The 15,985-nt window shown below is 46.1% G+C and carries 13 protein-coding genes; 6 read left to right on the forward strand and 7 right to left on the reverse strand.

Annotation, left to right across the window (positions count from 1 at the left end):
• Positions 1 to 104: 104 nt before the first annotated feature.
• The 7 genes from L1D44_RS13725 to cmoA are packed head-to-tail and all read right to left on the reverse strand — an operon-like array spanning position 105 to position 7,839.
• The gene (locus L1D44_RS13725) at positions 105 to 1,190 is read right to left on the reverse strand and encodes a DUF3541 domain-containing protein (RefSeq protein WP_239891478.1); all 1,086 of its coding nucleotides are present in this window, start codon (positions 1,188 to 1,190) and stop codon (positions 105 to 107) included.
• The gene (locus L1D44_RS13730; RefSeq protein WP_239891480.1) at positions 1,135 to 2,901 is read right to left on the reverse strand and encodes a M3 family metallopeptidase; all 1,767 of its coding nucleotides are present in this window, start codon (positions 2,899 to 2,901) and stop codon (positions 1,135 to 1,137) included. The genes L1D44_RS13725 and L1D44_RS13730 overlap by 56 nt, the downstream gene beginning before the upstream one ends.
• Positions 2,867 to 3,820, reverse strand: a complete 954-nt coding sequence (locus L1D44_RS13735) for an alpha-L-glutamate ligase-like protein (RefSeq protein WP_220768424.1) — start codon at positions 3,818 to 3,820, stop codon at positions 2,867 to 2,869. Before L1D44_RS13735 ends, L1D44_RS13730 begins: the two co-directional genes overlap by 35 nt.
• The gene (locus tag L1D44_RS13740) at positions 3,820 to 5,328 is read right to left on the reverse strand and encodes a UUP1 family membrane protein (RefSeq protein ID WP_239891482.1); all 1,509 of its coding nucleotides are present in this window, start codon (positions 5,326 to 5,328) and stop codon (positions 3,820 to 3,822) included. The genes L1D44_RS13735 and L1D44_RS13740 overlap by 1 nt, the downstream gene beginning before the upstream one ends.
• 14 nt (positions 5,329 to 5,342) lie before the next feature.
• Positions 5,343 to 6,095, reverse strand: a complete 753-nt coding sequence (locus L1D44_RS13745; protein ID WP_239891484.1) for an ATP-dependent zinc protease — start codon at positions 6,093 to 6,095, stop codon at positions 5,343 to 5,345.
• 23 nt (positions 6,096 to 6,118) lie between these two features.
• Positions 6,119 to 7,111, reverse strand: a complete 993-nt coding sequence (cmoB, locus tag L1D44_RS13750) for a tRNA 5-methoxyuridine(34)/uridine 5-oxyacetic acid(34) synthase CmoB (RefSeq protein ID WP_220768427.1) — start codon at positions 7,109 to 7,111, stop codon at positions 6,119 to 6,121.
• Positions 7,108 to 7,839: a carboxy-S-adenosyl-L-methionine synthase CmoA gene (cmoA, locus tag L1D44_RS13755; RefSeq protein ID WP_239891486.1), complete on the reverse strand. Its 732-nt coding sequence runs from the start codon at positions 7,837 to 7,839 to the stop codon at positions 7,108 to 7,110. Before cmoA ends, cmoB begins: the two co-directional genes overlap by 4 nt.
• Before the next feature lie 149 nt (positions 7,840 to 7,988).
• Between cmoA and L1D44_RS13760 the strand changes: the two genes are divergently transcribed.
• From L1D44_RS13760 to ruvB, 6 genes are all read left to right on the forward strand, one after another.
• Complete coding sequence (locus L1D44_RS13760; protein ID WP_239891488.1) at positions 7,989 to 10,799, forward strand: transporter substrate-binding domain-containing protein; 2,811 nt, start codon at positions 7,989 to 7,991, stop codon at positions 10,797 to 10,799.
• A gap of 170 nt (positions 10,800 to 10,969) precedes the next feature.
• A complete protein-coding gene (gene aspS, locus L1D44_RS13765) occupies positions 10,970 to 12,766 on the forward strand; it encodes an aspartate--tRNA ligase (RefSeq protein ID WP_239891490.1) in 1,797 nt (598 codons plus the stop codon).
• Positions 12,767 to 12,929: 163 nt separating this feature from the next.
• Positions 12,930 to 13,673, forward strand: a complete 744-nt coding sequence (locus L1D44_RS13770) for a YebC/PmpR family DNA-binding transcriptional regulator (protein ID WP_220768430.1) — start codon at positions 12,930 to 12,932, stop codon at positions 13,671 to 13,673.
• Positions 13,674 to 13,680: 7 nt separating this feature from the next.
• Positions 13,681 to 14,202, forward strand: a complete 522-nt coding sequence (gene ruvC, locus L1D44_RS13775) for a crossover junction endodeoxyribonuclease RuvC (protein ID WP_220768431.1) — start codon at positions 13,681 to 13,683, stop codon at positions 14,200 to 14,202.
• Positions 14,199 to 14,816, forward strand: a complete 618-nt coding sequence (gene ruvA, locus L1D44_RS13780) for a Holliday junction branch migration protein RuvA (RefSeq protein ID WP_202720246.1) — start codon at positions 14,199 to 14,201, stop codon at positions 14,814 to 14,816. The genes ruvC and ruvA overlap by 4 nt, the downstream gene beginning before the upstream one ends.
• A gap of 9 nt (positions 14,817 to 14,825) precedes the next feature.
• On the forward strand, positions 14,826 to 15,839 hold the full coding sequence (gene ruvB / locus L1D44_RS13785) for a Holliday junction branch migration DNA helicase RuvB (RefSeq protein WP_239891493.1): 1,014 nt from the start codon (positions 14,826 to 14,828) through the stop codon (positions 15,837 to 15,839).
• Positions 15,840 to 15,985: the final 146 nt, after the last annotated feature.

Raw genomic sequence — 15,985 nt, forward strand, 5'->3', positions numbered from 1 at the left:
GACAAAAAGCGCTCAATTAGAGCGCTTTTTGTCTTTTAGGCTAAGTGTTTTTTAGCGTTATAGCGATGAACAAGAGGCCTATATGCAGGCCTCTTCAAGATGGGTTAGTTTTTGATTGGCGTGACCTGTTTAGGCAAGTACTTTTTCGTTGCCTTAAGCTCCGATAAGTAAGGGCCTTTGTGCAGCTTATCTGGCCAATCTAATAACATCATAGCCAATACATTACGGTGCTCACCGATAACTAAGTCTGGGTTGCCTCGCGGAGACGGAATGATCTGCTCTTTGGTGTCGAAGGCATTAATTATGTGTTGCTGTGTTTTTTTCACCACAGGGTGATCAGCTTTGCCCGCAAGCAAGAAGCTTATTCCCACTTCGGCAATAATATCGTCTGTAGCATCTTCTAGAATGCGGTCAATGTTGTGCTCGAAATGATCCAAAATCCAGGCGAACTCTTTGGCATCGACATTGTGCTGGTAGTATTCGCTGGCAGCGAAGATAAAGTGAGTCATGCCGTATAGCTTGTTGCGATACTGTTTTTTATTGAGCTTACTATCTTTACTGTCTGGGTAGACTTCGATAAAGGCTTGCTTGTAATCTGCGAGGTAATCCCCCACGCCAATCTGCTTGGCCCAGTATACATAGTTCACTAGCTGAGCCGCCCAAGTCTCTATCATGGCTTTATCGGTTAGCCCGGTTTTTAAGTCGGCACTCTTCAGTGCGGCGGTTAGCTTGTCGTGACAGGGGCCAGTAAAGCCAAACTCATTGATTCGGCTCGAGAATCGAAGTAGAACATCTGTGTAGAAGATAAACTCAGGAAAGGGCTGTAACGCCTTCTTACGTGCTTTGGCGCGGGGGCCTTTGCCAAGTACTGAGATAGCTTGTTCGGCTTGGTCGCTGATAAAGCCAGGCTTATCGAGATTACAGGCGTAGAAAGCTTGCGATTCGGTAACCGCATAGAGATCGACAAGTGCTGCATTGGCATACTTACTATCACCGGTCATACGGTATTGGCGTATGCCGTAATGCCCTTGTACGCGGGGGGGCAGTTCAAATAGATGTTCTTCTAGATTGTTTTTGATCCCTTGATACACTTGGGCTTTTGATGACTCTGTGACAGCAAGGTCTGCGGCAAAGCTATTTGCGCAAAAGAGTACAGCGGCGAGGGTGCTGATCTTGATGATTGAAGGCATGTTGAGTCCTTTTGATGAGTGAGTCATTAGTTATCGGCTCACCTAATAACAGCTGCAATCTGTCTGCAAGCTTGTTAGATGATTCATTAACCACTAAATAATCGAAAACAAGTTTTTGATTCTGACAGTCTTTTGTCGATTGGTAAATATAGTTTGCTAAGGCTTTTTGCCACAAGCTTTGGTAATAAACAGGCCCTTCATAGGCTATGGCACTATAGGTATAAGGGGCATCATTTATATTTTCCCAGCGAGCCCCAAATGCCTCTGTAAAGGCACTCTCAAGGTTGAACTTTAGCGGGCTATCACTTGCCAAGTAAGTATTGAGGGCGACTTTAGCTCTAAATACCTTCAACTGCCATGCATATTGCTGCAATAGCGCTTCTCTGCTGTCTTGCTTTAATGCTGGCAGCAGTTTGCCTTTAAGGTATTGCTGTAACCAGAAGGTATCAATTTGGGCGGTATCTTGGGTTTCGCCTATGGTGTTTGCTAAGTAATATTTCTGGCCACTTGCGAATTGGCTGATGATCCTTGCCAGCGCATCGATTACCTCGCTTTGTTGCTGATAGGTTTTTAACTCGGCTTTGAGCTCCAACTCAATCTGGCCAAATTGCTGACCCACAACTTGCTGGCGAATAGCTTTTACTTGGGTTTTAGTACTTAGCGTTATGTAGATATCGCCAAGTAAACGCCCCTCTAGCCAGACCCGGTATAGCTTGTCGTTAACCGGCGTGATCGCAATGGCAAAGGTTTCCAGTTCCGTCGCTATCTGTTGTAGCCAAAGTTTAGCTGAAATAGGGTTCACTTTAGTCGGCTGGGCCTGAGATAGGGTAGGACCTAAGTTCCAAGGTGCGATATCAATTGCTTGGGTTTGACCATTAAGAAATTGAGCCACCGACTCTGGCGTTGATAACCATTGTTCGTGGAGCTGCTGGTGGCTGTAGTCGAGAAAACCTACTTGCCTTGCCTGTTGCTGGCGTAGATCGAGGATCCTTGTTAATGGGGCTTTGTTGCGACTCGATGCCCTAGCTTGGTATGCCTGCCATACCTGCTGGCGGCAGGTCTCATTCGGCTGCTTAATTAAATAGCTAGCGAGTGAACCATTGAAGTCGATTGTCGAGGTCTTGTCACTGTCAGCGTCATCATCGGTAAGCTTACACTGCTCATTAAGAAAGTTGAGGCTCAAGGATTGACTGCTTATCCCTTGCTTGAATGCAGCCTGCGCGGTGTGCAATTGCGCCTTATAGTTGGGGGAGTCGCTATTTTTAGCGAGGCGGCTGAGGCGCATAGCTAGGGCGTTGACTGATGGCTCATCGCTGCCTGCTAAGCCGAACTGAATCGATTGGAACTTAGCCGAGTTAAAAAATAGCGCTAACTCATCGGCCAAGTAAAGTTGGCATTGCAGTAATAGCTCACGGTCGCCATAGTTTAGCGGGAATTGGCGATAATATTTAATTCTGTCGTTAATGTTGAAAAAACCGATTAGATCTCGCTCAAGTTCAATCGCTTGAATGTCGCTAGTTTGGCTTTTTCTGTGTTGGACTGAGGCGGTCGGCAGCGTTGGCAACTGGTAACTTAAACACTGTTCGACCAAGAGTGGGATAGGTGATACGGCAGCATGGGCTGCCGTACTAAACCAACAAGTAATAACTATAAGTACAGTTAATAGGCCGCTGATTTTATGAGTTGCTGGCACTGAAGTGTATTTTTGCATAGGCCACGCGTTCTTCCACTGACATATTGTGGTTACCCATTTTTTCAACATGGCGCAGATTAGGCAAAATACCACGGCCGTTGGCGATCTGAATCGCCAATCCCGGACGTGCGTTAAGCTCAAGTAACAGCGGGCCCTTATTCTTATCTAGCACCATATCGGTACCTAGATAACCTAGCTCCGACATCTCATAGGCCATAGAGGCGGTATGTAGCAGAGTATCCCACTGCGGCACGGCAATAGAGATCAGCTCTTTTTGGGTATCAGGATGCAGGTCAATCGGTTGATCGAACTGCACCGCATGCAAGCCTTTACCGGTCGCGATATCGATGCCCACGCCGACAGCGCCTTGGTGAAGGTTGGCTTTACCATCAGATGCTGCCGTTGATAATCGCAGCATGCCCATGATCGGGAAACCTTTAAAGATAATCAGACGAATATCCGGTACACCTTCATAGGAATAACCATCGAACACGGGATCAAATTGAATAAGACCTTCAACAATCGCCACATCTGGCTTGCCACCTAGGGAAAACAGACCACTGAGAATGTTAGAAACATGTCGATCGACTTCAGATGGCGTGACCTCTTGGCCATTAGGCTTATAGTAACGCCCATGTTCGACCTTGGTAACCACTAGAATACCTTTACCCCCAGAGCCTTTAGAGGGCTTGATGACGAAGCCCTCTGTGTCATTGACCATAGCGGGAATGCTGGCGATATCATGCTGTTCGCAGACCGTTCCGATCAGATCTGGCACCGCGATATTATTCGCCAGTGCCAACTGTTTGGTGGTTAACTTATCATCGACGCGTTTGTAATACTTACGCGGATTATATCGACCTATGTAGTCGATATTGCGCTTGTTCATACAAAGGACGCCGTTACGCCTTAAGTCTGAAGGGTTAGCTAGGAACATTATTTATCTCCGGCTAGTGGCTTAAAGCGCTTAAGCTCTAGTAAGCGATAACCTGTGTATTGGCCCATTAATAACACGAGCGCCAAAATCACTAGGTGAATACCTAAGAAGTTAAATACCCAATGCTGTACCCATGATGCGCTCATCGCTAGGTAGGCGAGGGTTGCAACAAACAGGCTACCACCACCTTGAACAAACACCTCTTTTGGACCTTCCTCTTCCCATAGGATAGACATTCTTTCGATGGTCCATGCCAAGATAATCATTGGGAAGAAGGTGATCGTTAACCCTTCGCTGAGACCAAACTTATAAGAGAGCAGGGTAAATAAGCCAATGATGCCGATCACCACGATAATCACCGCGGAGATCCGCGAGATCAGCAAGAGGTTGAGCTCCGATAGATAAGAGCGGATCATCAAACCGAACGCGACAATCAGTAAGAAGCCAATTAAACCCGTGAGTAGTGTGGTCTGGATAAAGGCCAAGGCAATCAATACAGGCATAAAGGTGCCCGATGTCTTGATACCGATAATCACGCGCAGGAACACCACCATCAATACGCCAATAGGGATAAGTAGGATCCCTTTAAATAGACTTTGCTCTTCTAATGGTAATTGATACAAAGAGAAGTCTAATGCGTTGTCATTCTTCATGACGTCGATAGCGGTGGCTAGGGCCGAACGCGTATCTTGCAGCATGGAGAAGTTAACTTGTGAATTGACGCCCCCGATCACATCAAGCACAGAGGTGCCAGAGCGATCCCATAGTAGCAAGTTATCTGGGCGGCCTTGACTGCCATCTTCAGCATTGAATAGGTGCCATTGACCGTCATGGTAAACTTCAACAAAGTTAGCGAGTTGCTGTCTGCGGCGTTGGTCTTCTAAATAGAGACCACTGACCTCTTTTGCAGGGATCCCTTTGCTGTGCAGCATTCTGATGAACAGCTTGCTTGGGGAGTTGCTTGTTAGCAGTAGCTCAATATTTTGGCTGCGCTCGTTGGCGTTTAACGCCTTGTTGAGTTGCTGTGCAAATGAAAGGCTGGTTGCACTTCGAGACCATACCTCTTCAATAGCTTGCTGTGCAGCGGCTTCCTCTGTTGCGGGCCAAGTATAAGTGCTTGGTGCGGCAGGGATGCCATCGGCCTTAAGTATACCTTGGCCAGTTGGGATCAAGGTGACCTTGTAATAGAGGTCTTGGGTACCAGCGGCCCTTCTTATCGACCAGATTGCGCGACGGTCGATCTCGTTATTGGTAATGGTTAAACCGTAACCTGGAGATGTTGCGTTCTCGACTAGGATCTCATATGCAGGATCTTCAGGCAGTGAAAAAGAAACTTCAGCTGGCTCGCCTGTACCTTGAAAGCTAACTTTAGCATCCACAGTCCAGCTTTGAACCTGTTTACCCGGTAGGAATGGAACATTGTGCTCAATGCCACGGTAAACGCTGGCAGCTATCCCGGCGATAAACAGTAAAGCGACTAAAATATAAAAAGGCTTTCTAGAATGCATTTGCAATTATCCTATTATTTCGTTTTCGACGCTTTAGCGTCTTGTTTTTTTCCGTGGATATAGGTTTGCCCAACATCGACAACCGCGATGTCTTGCATAAACTTGCGGCCAAGTAGTAACGGATACTCCAAATGGCTACGATCGCTTAAATTAAGATCGGTCTCGGCTTTATATTGACCAATCTCTAAGTGAGCGTGAATAACTGGGCGACGATCGCTTTTATTGTCGGCGTCTTGTTTGATGCGTACGAAACGTTCAACTTTTGACTCGAAGGTTTTAGCTGGCTGCTTCTCGCCTTGGGTAAAGACGTCAAATCGTACCCACTGACTGCCGTCTCTCTCAAATAGGATGATGTTGCGCGCATCCAATGATGAAGACTCGGCGCCGGTATCGATTCGGGTATCAAAGCTGGCCTTAACCTCATCGACGTAAACATGTTCGACAGCACCTAGCATAAACTTGTCACCGATAGGCGAAGGTGGACACTGCACTGGAGCGACAACAGGCACGACAGCGGCTTCTTTTTTCACTTCTAACTGAGCCACTTTGGTATTGAGTGCCTCTATTTGACTGCTTAGTTGGGCATATCCTGCAGACTGGGCTTGGTTGCAACTATCAATTGCTCCAAGAATATTTGTTTCTTGTTTCGTTAGACTGGCTTCGAGCGCTGTGGCATCAACAGGGATCGGTGCGTTAGTGTCTTTGGTCGTTGCACAACCTGAAATAAAGGCTGAAATTGCGGCGATACAAATTATCTGCTTGAACATAGTGCTTCCCATTTACTATTTGGCTAGATCAAATCTTTGTTAGGCTGATTCTTGGTGGCAATGATGGTGGCTCTCTTTGGTGCCGGGTAGCCTTCCACGGTTAGGCTAACATCATTAGGGTCTAAATAATCGACTAGTGATTCATTTGGCATCCAAGGAGTGCTTCTTTGCTCTGCTAAAGAGGTCACATCGACATCAACACAACGTATGTCAGTGAAGTCGCATTTCTTAAGCCATAGCATTAGCGCATCAACAGAGGGCAAGAACCAAACATTATTCATCTTGCCATATCTATCTTTCGGCACAAGTACGGTATTCTCATCACCATCTATGACTAATGTTTCGAGTACAAGCTCGCCGCCAGTGCGCAGCTGATCTCTTAATTGATAGATATGATCGATAGGGGAACGGCGATGATATAAGACACCCATCGAGAAAACCGTATCAAACGCATCTAACGCTGGAAGCTCTTCAATTCCGAGTGGTAAAAAGTGAACAGGATGTTCATTACCCGCTAAGCGTTTAACTGCTTCGAATTGGCACATAAATAGTGGTGATGGATCGATACCCACAACGTGTTTCGCGCCTTCACCCAGCATACGCCACATATGGTAGCCGCTGCCGCATCCGACATCTAGCACGGTACGATTTTGCAGTGGTGAGATATGGGGAACGACCCGTTCCCATTTCCAGTCGGAGCGCCACTCGGTATCGATTTCGATTCCGTGTAGTGAGTACGGTCCTTTACGCCAAGGCTTGAAAATCCCTAAAAGGTTTTCAAGCTTTTGTCTTTCACCATCGCTAAGCTGTTCACCTGATCCAATCTTTACGCTGGTCTTAAAATCGATGATATCGGCTTCAGGGTAATGCAGTTTATTGAGTACCTTTTCCCACTTTGGCAGTGAGCCATGTTTATGCTCACGTTGCCATTGACCGAGAATAGCAGGAAGAGTCTCCAGCCAGTGTTGAAGGCTAGAGTCAGAAATTTGTTTGTAAAATGAGCTAAAGCTAATCACTTAATTGCCACCATTGATGCGAAGTTAAAACATTGGAACCAAACGCTGAACTGGCTAAATCCTTGTGCTCTGATCCGATTCTCATGTTCGATGAGTGTATCAGGTTTCATCACATTTTCTAACGAACTACGTTTTTGACTGATCTCTAACTCACTGTAACCATTTGCTCTTTTGAAATCGAGGTGTAAATCATCTAATGTCGATTGGATTTTGTCCTCTTTAAAGTAAAGTTTTTCAGAGAGCACCAATAAACCACCGGGCAGTAGGCCTTGATAAATTTTGTTGAGCAGGCTTTCACGATCGCTTGGCGCAAGAAATTGCATCGTGAAATTAAGCACGACTAAAGAGGCGTTTTCTATCTTAATATCGCGAATATCACCACAGACCAGCTCAACAGGGGTTTCACTCACATAAGCCGATAGGTTCTCACTGCAGCGCTCAATCATAGATTCGCTATTATCTATAGCGATGATCTGGCAGTTACGGCCTTCTACGCGGCGGCGAATACTTAACGTTGCTGCGCCTAGTGAGCAGCCTAGATCATAAATTTTACTGTTAGGCGTAGCGTACTTTTGGGCTAAATCCCCAATAGTATTGATTATTTGACCATAACCAGGAACGGAGCGCCTGATCATATCATTAAATACACCTGCTACTTTGTCATCGAATTGAAAGTCGCTGACGCGTTCGTATGGCTTGGCAAAGAGATTGTCTTGAGAAGAGTTCATGTGATCAAATAGTGAGAGTTCAACTCTTCATTCTAGCTAAACATGTCTATAACCAGCAAGACTAGCACTGGAATTTCCTCATAAAATTTTGTCTAATAGCAATAATGAAACAAAAACAATTCAGTTTGTTAACTTTGTGGAAGATGTAATTGAAAACTATCACTTGTTTATTGCGACTTTTTGCGCTGATGTTTATCGCGTTTCCGGCCTTTTCGGATGCCGAGGTAAAGGAAACACCCCTAACCATTGCAATGAGCAACGACAGTTACCCCTTTCAATTTGTCGATGAAAATAATCAGCCAAGCGGTCTTTTGGTCGATATCTGGCTGGAATGGTCGAAGCAGACCAATAGGCAAGTGCTCTTCAAGCCGTCTAACTGGGACACATCATTAAAAGATGTAGAGATGGGCGATGCAGACGTTCATATCGGTATGGCCAAGACAGCCGCGAGAGAAGATGACTATGAGTTCTCTGAAGAGATAGCCAGTGTAACCAGTTACCTCTACATTAATTATCAATTACCAGTAGCACATAGTTTTGCCGATATTATTCCTTATAAAGTCGGTGTCGTTAAAGGTGCGGCGCAAATAGCAATCTTAGAAAAGCTGCAGCCAAAGCTGACATTTACCTACTTTGATAATCGCAGTGAACTCATTAAAGCAGTGATTAATGAGGAGGTTTTTGTATTTGTGGGTTTGGAGGGCTTTTTACGTCAAAGCCAAGTTAACAATATTATTTCGGTTAATTTTCCCGTTGAGAATCGTAAACTTATCTCGGCCTTGTCAATTTCACCCGCACTAAAAAAAGGCAATCATCACCAGGCAGCCATGATTGCCAAAGGGTTTTGTGAAATTAACCCCGAGGTGATAGAGGGTCACCAGCGTAGGTGGCTTGGCAACTTGCGCTATCAAAACGATATCGTGATAGCGATGCAGACAGGCGTCGAGCCTTTTGCTGATATTGGCTCTGATGGGTTACCCCATGGATTATTAGTCGATATCTGGAAGCTATGGTCTGAAAAAACAGGGCTGCCGATACGATTCGTAGCCGGTAGCATGAAACAGAGTATCGATAATATTAAGCGCGGTATTGCCGATGTTCACTTAGGCTATCCAGAATCTGCTGCGATGCAGACGGGCCTGAATCGCACTCACACGATATATCGTGTAGCCAGCCGTTTATTTTCATTTGAAAAACCGTTGCAAAGCTTGGACGATCTTAAGGGAAAAGTCGTGGCGGTTGCTCCAACGGCGCCTTACTTACCTGAATTAGTCGATGCCTTGCCGGATTCGGATATTCGTTACTATCACTCTGTCGACAGCATGATTGAAGCCGCTAAGAGCGGCGAGATCAGCGCGTTCGTTGCAGCAGCAGCTTGGACTCAACATTATCTGCTTTTAAATCACAGTTGGGAGCAGTTTCATCAGTATATGGACTTAGAGTTTAAGACTGATCTGTTTGTGCTCAATCGCGGCAGTGAGCAGGGCTTCGCCCAGCGGGTTGCGGCGGGATTCAACCTTATAACCCAGGGGGAATTGGCTAGCATTGAACGCAAGTGGATGTTAAACCCAGAGGATAGGATCTATAAGAATAAACGGGGCTTAATTGATTTAACGCCTGTTCAGCAACGATTAATCGAAGACGTTGGTACTGTAAAGGTGGGATATTTGCGTAACTGGCGACCGATGGAGTATCAGCAAGAGGGGCAGTATGGGGGAATAAACAGTGATATTGTCAATATTATCGCTGAAGAGTTGGGCCTTAATATTCAAACGCAGGTGTTCGATGAATGGCAAGATTTACTTGATGCACTAATAAGCGGAGAGGTCGACATGGCGGGCTCGGTGGCTAAGACGCCAGAGCGAGAGTTTCAATTAAGCTTCACCGATTCATACTGGCCTGCGCCTTGGGGGCTGGTGACTTCATTTAATCACGTTAACGTTTTTAGCCTAGATGATCTCAAGGGACAGAGAGTCGCTGTGGTTGAGGGCTATCATATTATTAGTCAGTTAATGCGTGAACATCCAAGGTTAAAGCTGATTTTAGTACCCGACAGTCAAGCTGGATTAAAAGCGGTAGAGCAGGGCAAGGCGGATGTGTTTATCGACAAAGTGGTGAACTTAAGCAGTAACTTGCGCAATGATAAGTTTGCCAACTTAAAGATGTCGATGTTAGTTGGTTTTGCCCAGCAGCGTAGTCACTTTGGAGTCCATCATAGTAAAAAAGAACTGCTGCCGTTAATCAACGCGGTTTTGGCGAATATCGACTCCACTCGGCAGCAACAGATCCATCAGAAGTGGGTGTCGCAGACAGTTGAGTTTGGGCGTGATGAATATGAGAACAAACTCAAAATGGGTATAGTGGCATTTTCGATTCTGACCTTAGTCATTATCGTTGCCTTACTGGCTATTCGGCGTTTACGTAGAGAGGTTGCGCTGCGTATTGAAGCCGAGAATAAGATGGCACACTTTGCCAAGCACGATGCGTTGACTCAGCTACCCAATCGAATGTTAATCGAAGACAGGCTCGAGCAGGCGATATTACAGCATGCCCGTGATACTGCCCAGTTTGCGGTGATCTTTATCGACTTAGATGGTTTTAAGTTGATCAATGATAAGTATGGCCATCAGGTTGGCGATAAGTTTTTGGTGCATGTGAGCGAGGTGCTCGCCAACAGCATTCGTCGCTCAGATACCGTAGGGCGCCTTGGTGGCGATGAGTTCGTGGTAATTTTAAATGATATCAAAGATGTTAAATCGGTTTATGATGTGACCGAAAACTTACTAAGCAACCTGTCAACGCCCTTTGTGATTAATGAACAGAGTGTCAGCGCATCGGCGAGTATCGGCATCGCCGTTTATCCAAAAGATGGTGATTGTATCGATGCGCTATTGAAAACAGCAGATAAACAGATGTATCGTGCAAAAAATGCGGGTGGCAGGGCATATCGAAGCACCTAGTTTTGCTAAGATAAGCCAAACTATTTAATTTTTAATCTAAATTGATTGATAGTTAGCCGACTAATCGAGAAGTTATTTGGAAAACGGCAATATTTCTCTATAATGCCGCTTTTGTCTTATTTTGAACCAGATCCTCAAGCATCGCTTTGCGGAATAAAGGAAAGAGTTAAATGCGCAGTCATTATTGTGGAGACGTCAACAAGTCTCACGTAGGTCAAGAAGTGACCCTAGTGGGTTGGGTTAATCGCAGCCGAGATTTAGGCGGCGTTGTTTTTCTCGATCTTCGTGATAGAGAAGGTATCGTTCAGGTTGTTTATGATCCAGACCTTCCGGAAGTTTTTGATGTTGCAAGCACACTACGCAGCGAATTTTGTGTTCAGATTAAGGGCCTTGTAAGAGCAAGACCCGATAGCCAGGTTAACGCCGATATGCGTACTGGTGAGGTTGAGATCTTAGGTCTAGAGCTAACCATTTTGAACAGCTCTGCGCCATTGCCGATCAATATGGACAAAAATCAGCACAACACCGAAGAGCAGCGTCTTAAGTATCGCTATTTAGACTTACGTCGCCCAGAGATGGCCGACCGTATTATCTTCCGCTCTAAAGTGACGAGTGCAGTAAGACGTTTCCTAGACGGTAACGGTTTCTTAGATATTGAAACGCCAATTCTGACTAAGGCGACACCAGAAGGTGCGCGTGACTACTTAGTACCGAGCCGTACTTACAAAGGTCAGTTCTTCGCTTTGCCACAATCACCACAGTTGTTTAAGCAGTTGTTGATGATGTCTGGTTTTGACCGTTACTACCAGATCGTTAAGTGTTTCCGTGATGAAGACTTACGTGCCGATCGCCAGCCAGAATTTACTCAGATCGATATCGAAACTTCATTCATGACCTCTGAGCAAGTCATGGATAAGACAGAAGAGATGGTTCGCGGTTTATTTAAAGAGTTATTGAATGTTGATTTAGGCCAGTTCCCTAAGATGACATTCGAAGAAGCGATGCGTCGTTTTGGCTCTGATAAGCCAGACTTACGTAACCCGCTTGAGCTGATTGACGTTGCCGATATCGTTAAAGATGTTGAGTTTGCAGTATTTAATGGCCCGGCTAACGATCCTGAAGGCCGCGTTGCGGTACTGAGCATTCCAGGTGGCGCTAAGCTTTCACGTAAGCAGCTAGATGAATACGCTAAGTATGTCACTATCTATGGCGCCAAAGGCCTAGCTTGGATGAAGGTTAACGATCTTGAGCAGGGCATGGAAGGCATCCAGTCTCCAGTGCTTAAGTTCCTAAGCGAAGACGTTGTTAAGGCACTACTAGAGCGCACTGGCGCAAAAACTGGCGATCTAATCCTATTTGGTGCAGATAAAGCCAATATCGTTGCCGAAGCGATGGGCGCACTGCGTCTAAAAGCGGGTGAAGACTTCGAACTACTTCAAGGTGAGTGGAAACCGCTTTGGGTTGTTGACTTCCCAATGTTTGAGCGTACCTCTGATGGCGGACTGCATGCAATGCACCACCCATTCACCGCGCCAAGCAACATGACACCTGAAGAGCTAGAAGCTAATCCAACGGGTGCGATTTCTGACGCTTATGACATGGTATTAAATGGTTGTGAATTAGGCGGTGGTTCTGTGCGTATTCATGACAGTAAGATGCAGTCAGCAGTATTTAGAATTCTAGGTATTAATGACGAAGAAGCGAGCGAGAAGTTTGGCTTCTTGCTTGAAGCACTGCGTTACGGTACACCACCACATGCAGGCCTAGCCTTTGGTCTTGACCGTATCATCATGCTTATGACGGGCGCAAGCTCAATCCGTGACGTGATGGCGTTCCCTAAGACAACGACTGCAGCTTGTCCGTTAACTAATGCACCAGGATTTGCTAATCCTGTGCAGTTAGCCGAGCTTGGCGTCAGCGTTGTTGAAGCGGAAACGAAAGATGCTGAAGCAAAAGACGCTGAATAAATAAGCTGAAATAAGAGCCGAGTTAAGACTCGGCTTTTTTTTCGACTAATTGAGACCAAACAGTATAATAATTAGCCCTATACCCAAGTCACTTGCATATTAATTTAGTTATTTCTTACGATTTTCAGGTAGTTTGGGTATAAAAGGCATTTAGGAGAAAGATATGGCAGGACACAGTAAATGGGCCAACATCAAGCATCGTAAAGCGGCTCAAGACGCAAAGCGTGGCAAACTTTTTACCAAGTTCATTCGTGAGCTGACAGTCGCCGCTCGTGAAGGTGGCTCTGACCCTGACTCAAACCCACGTTTACGTGCAGCTATCGACAAGTCTCTCTCAAATAACATGACTCGAGATACGGTAGAGCGTGCAATTAAGCGTGGCGCTGGCGAGTTAGATGGCCAGGTACTGGAAACCATTATTTATGAAGGTTATGGCCCAGGTGGCACCGCGGTGTTAGTTGAAACCATGACAGACAATAAAAACCGCACCGTATCGGGCGTTCGTAATGCATTTAGCAAGTCTGGTGGTAACCTAGGCACCGATGGCTCAGTGGCTTACCTGTTCGATAAGAAAGGCATCATCTCTTATGAAGGTGTCGATGAAGACACTGTGATGGATGCGGCATTGGAAGCGGGAGCCGAAGATGTGGTGACCAATGAAGACGGCTCTATCGACGTACTCACATCCCCTGAAGATTTTGGTAGTGTGAAAGATGCATTAGATGCAGCAGGACTCGAGTCTGTCAATGCTGAGGTAACGATGATCCCATCGACTAAGGCCGAGTTAGATGCCGACACTGCACCTAAATTCCTACGTCTAATTGATAATCTTGAAGATCATGATGATGTTCAAGAGGTTTATCATAATGCAGAGATTTCTGACGAAGTGATGGAAGGTCTGGAATAAAGCTTATATGGCAATAATTTTAGGAGTCGACCCTGGCTCTAGGATCACTGGATATGGCGTAATTAATTGCGTCGGTCGTCAGCAGATCTATGTCGGCAGTGGTTGTATTCGTACAACCTCTGACGAGCTCCCCATACGCTTGAAGCAAATTTTCGATGGTCTTTCTGAGATCATCAGACAATACCAACCCGACGAGTTTGCTATTGAGCGTGTGTTTATGGCAAAAAATGCCGACTCAGCGCTTAAACTCGGACAGGCTCGCGGCGCCGCAATCGTTGCGGCGACTGCGGCAGATCTGCCCGTCGCTGAGTATAGTGCGACGCAGATTAAAAGTGCGGTGGTGGGGACGGGCCGTGCACAGAAAACTCAAGTACAGCATATGATCCAGCAGTTACTTAAATTACCTAGCGCCCCGCAAGCCGATGCCGCCGATGCCCTTGGTGTGGCAGTGTGTCATTATCATACTTGCCAGAGTTTGGTCGCCCTTGGTGGTAGAGCCAATGTAAGAACATATGGACGATATAAATGATAGGTCGTATTCGCGGATTATTAATAGAGAAACAGGCACCCGAAGTGCTAGTGGATGTTTCTGGGGTGGGTTATGAAATTCAAATGCCCCTCACCAGTTTTTACGAATTACCAGAATTGGGTCAAGAAGCCGTTATCTATACACATTTTGTTGTGCGAGAAGATGCCCAGTTACTCTATGGTTTCGTCTCTAAACAGGAGAGAAGCCTATTTAGACTGCTGATTAAGGCTAACGGTGTCGGTCCTAAGCTTGCGTTAACGATCTTATCGGGCATGACGGCAAGTGAATTTGTCGCTTGTGTCGAGCGCGATGATATCGCCACACTCGTTAAGTTACCCGGTGTTGGTAAGAAAACGGCAGAACGATTGTTGGTGGAGATGCGCGATAAACTCAAGAGCCTGATGGAAGCTTCTGTTGGCTCCGAGCGAGAGTTTATGCTTCAATCCAATTATAAGGTCCCTGAAGCGGTTAATACCGCCGAAGAAGACGCAATCGCTGCGCTACTCTCTTTAGGTTACAAACCTGCACAAGCAAGCAAAGCGGTTTCGGCGGTTTATACAGATGGCATGAGTTCAGAAGAGCTGATTAAATCAGCACTGAAGTCGATGCTTTAAGGAAAATAGATGATTGAAGCTGACCGACTGATCCAGCCCAACATTTTAGATAGAGATGAAGTAGAAGCTGTCGATCGCGCCATGCGACCTAAACTGCTGGATGAGTATACTGGTCAAGATGATACTCGTGCACAGTTAAAAATCTTTATCGAAGCGGCGCAGAAGCGTGGCGAAGCGCTGGATCATATGTTGATTTACGGCCCGCCAGGTCTCGGTAAAACCACATTGGCGATGATCGTTGCCAATGAGATGGGCGTAAATATTAAGTCTACATCGGGTCCCGTGCTTGAAAAGGCGGGAGACTTAGCGGCGCTGCTAACGAACCTTGAGCCAAATGATGTGTTGTTTATCGATGAAATTCATCGCTTAAGCCCTGTGGTTGAGGAGATCTTATACCCAGCGATGGAGGACTATCAGCTGGATATCATGATAGGAGAGGGACCTGCCGCTCGCTCTATCAAGCTGGATCTGCCACCATTTACCCTAGTTGGCGCGACAACCCGTGCAGGCGCACTGACATCGCCATTAAGAGCGCGTTTCGGCATACCACTAAGGCTCGAGTTTTATAACGTTAAAGACTTATCGAGCATTGTGAAGCGCTCGGCTAAGGTGATGGAACTTGAGATCGATGATGAAGGCGCTATCGAAATCGCCCGCCGTTCACGTGGTACACCGCGTATTGCTAACCGTTTACTCAGGCGGGTTAGAGACTTTGCCGAGGTCAAACATAGCGGAGCGGTTACCAAAATCGTCGCCGAACAAGCATTAGACATGTTAGATGTCGATGCCGAAGGTTTCGATTATATGGACAGGAAGCTGCTACTCGCCATCATAGATAAGTTTATGGGCGGCCCTGTAGGGTTAGATAACCTTGCGGCAGCGATTGGCGAGGAGCGAGAAACGATAGAAGATGTGTTAGAGCCTTTTTTAATTCAGCAAGGCTTTATTCAAAGAACGCCAAGAGGGCGGATCGCCACACCTCGCGCCTATAGCCACTTCAATATTATTCAGCCGAATATTTGAGCCAGTGGCTATTACTTCTATCCTCTTATCATGTTTTATCCTTTATGAATTCGGGGCCTGCGGCCCCGAGTTCCATCAGCGCATTGATTTATCCCCCCCTTGCTCAAGATAATGCTTTAGGCTCGTGCTCTTTAGGTTGAGTCATA

Origin of the sequence: Shewanella sp. Isolate13, from assembly GCF_022398325.1 — a bacterium.
Taxonomy (GTDB): Bacteria; Pseudomonadota; Gammaproteobacteria; order Enterobacterales; family Shewanellaceae; genus Shewanella.

Bases quoted from the DNA above. Each gene is read 5' to 3' on its own strand.
- L1D44_RS13725 (WP_239891478.1), bottom strand. From the start codon at position 1,190: ATGCCTTCAATCATCAAGATCAGCACCCTCGCCGCTGTACTCTTTTGC.
- L1D44_RS13730 (WP_239891480.1), bottom strand. From the start codon at position 2,901: ATGCAAAAATACACTTCAGTGCCAGCAACTCATAAAATCAGCGGCCTA.
- L1D44_RS13735 (WP_220768424.1), bottom strand. From the start codon at position 3,820: ATGTTCCTAGCTAACCCTTCAGACTTAAGGCGTAACGGCGTCCTTTGT.
- L1D44_RS13740 (WP_239891482.1), bottom strand. From the start codon at position 5,328: ATGCATTCTAGAAAGCCTTTTTATATTTTAGTCGCTTTACTGTTTATC.
- L1D44_RS13745 (WP_239891484.1), bottom strand. From the start codon at position 6,095: ATGTTCAAGCAGATAATTTGTATCGCCGCAATTTCAGCCTTTATTTCA.
- cmoA (WP_239891486.1), bottom strand. From the start codon at position 7,839: ATGAACTCTTCTCAAGACAATCTCTTTGCCAAGCCATACGAACGCGTC.
- aspS (WP_239891490.1), top strand. From the start codon at position 10,970: ATGCGCAGTCATTATTGTGGAGACGTCAACAAGTCTCACGTAGGTCAA.
- L1D44_RS13770 (WP_220768430.1), top strand. From the start codon at position 12,930: ATGGCAGGACACAGTAAATGGGCCAACATCAAGCATCGTAAAGCGGCT.
- ruvC (WP_220768431.1), top strand. From the start codon at position 13,681: ATGGCAATAATTTTAGGAGTCGACCCTGGCTCTAGGATCACTGGATAT.
- ruvA (WP_202720246.1), top strand. From the start codon at position 14,199: ATGATAGGTCGTATTCGCGGATTATTAATAGAGAAACAGGCACCCGAA.
- ruvB (WP_239891493.1), top strand. From the start codon at position 14,826: ATGATTGAAGCTGACCGACTGATCCAGCCCAACATTTTAGATAGAGAT.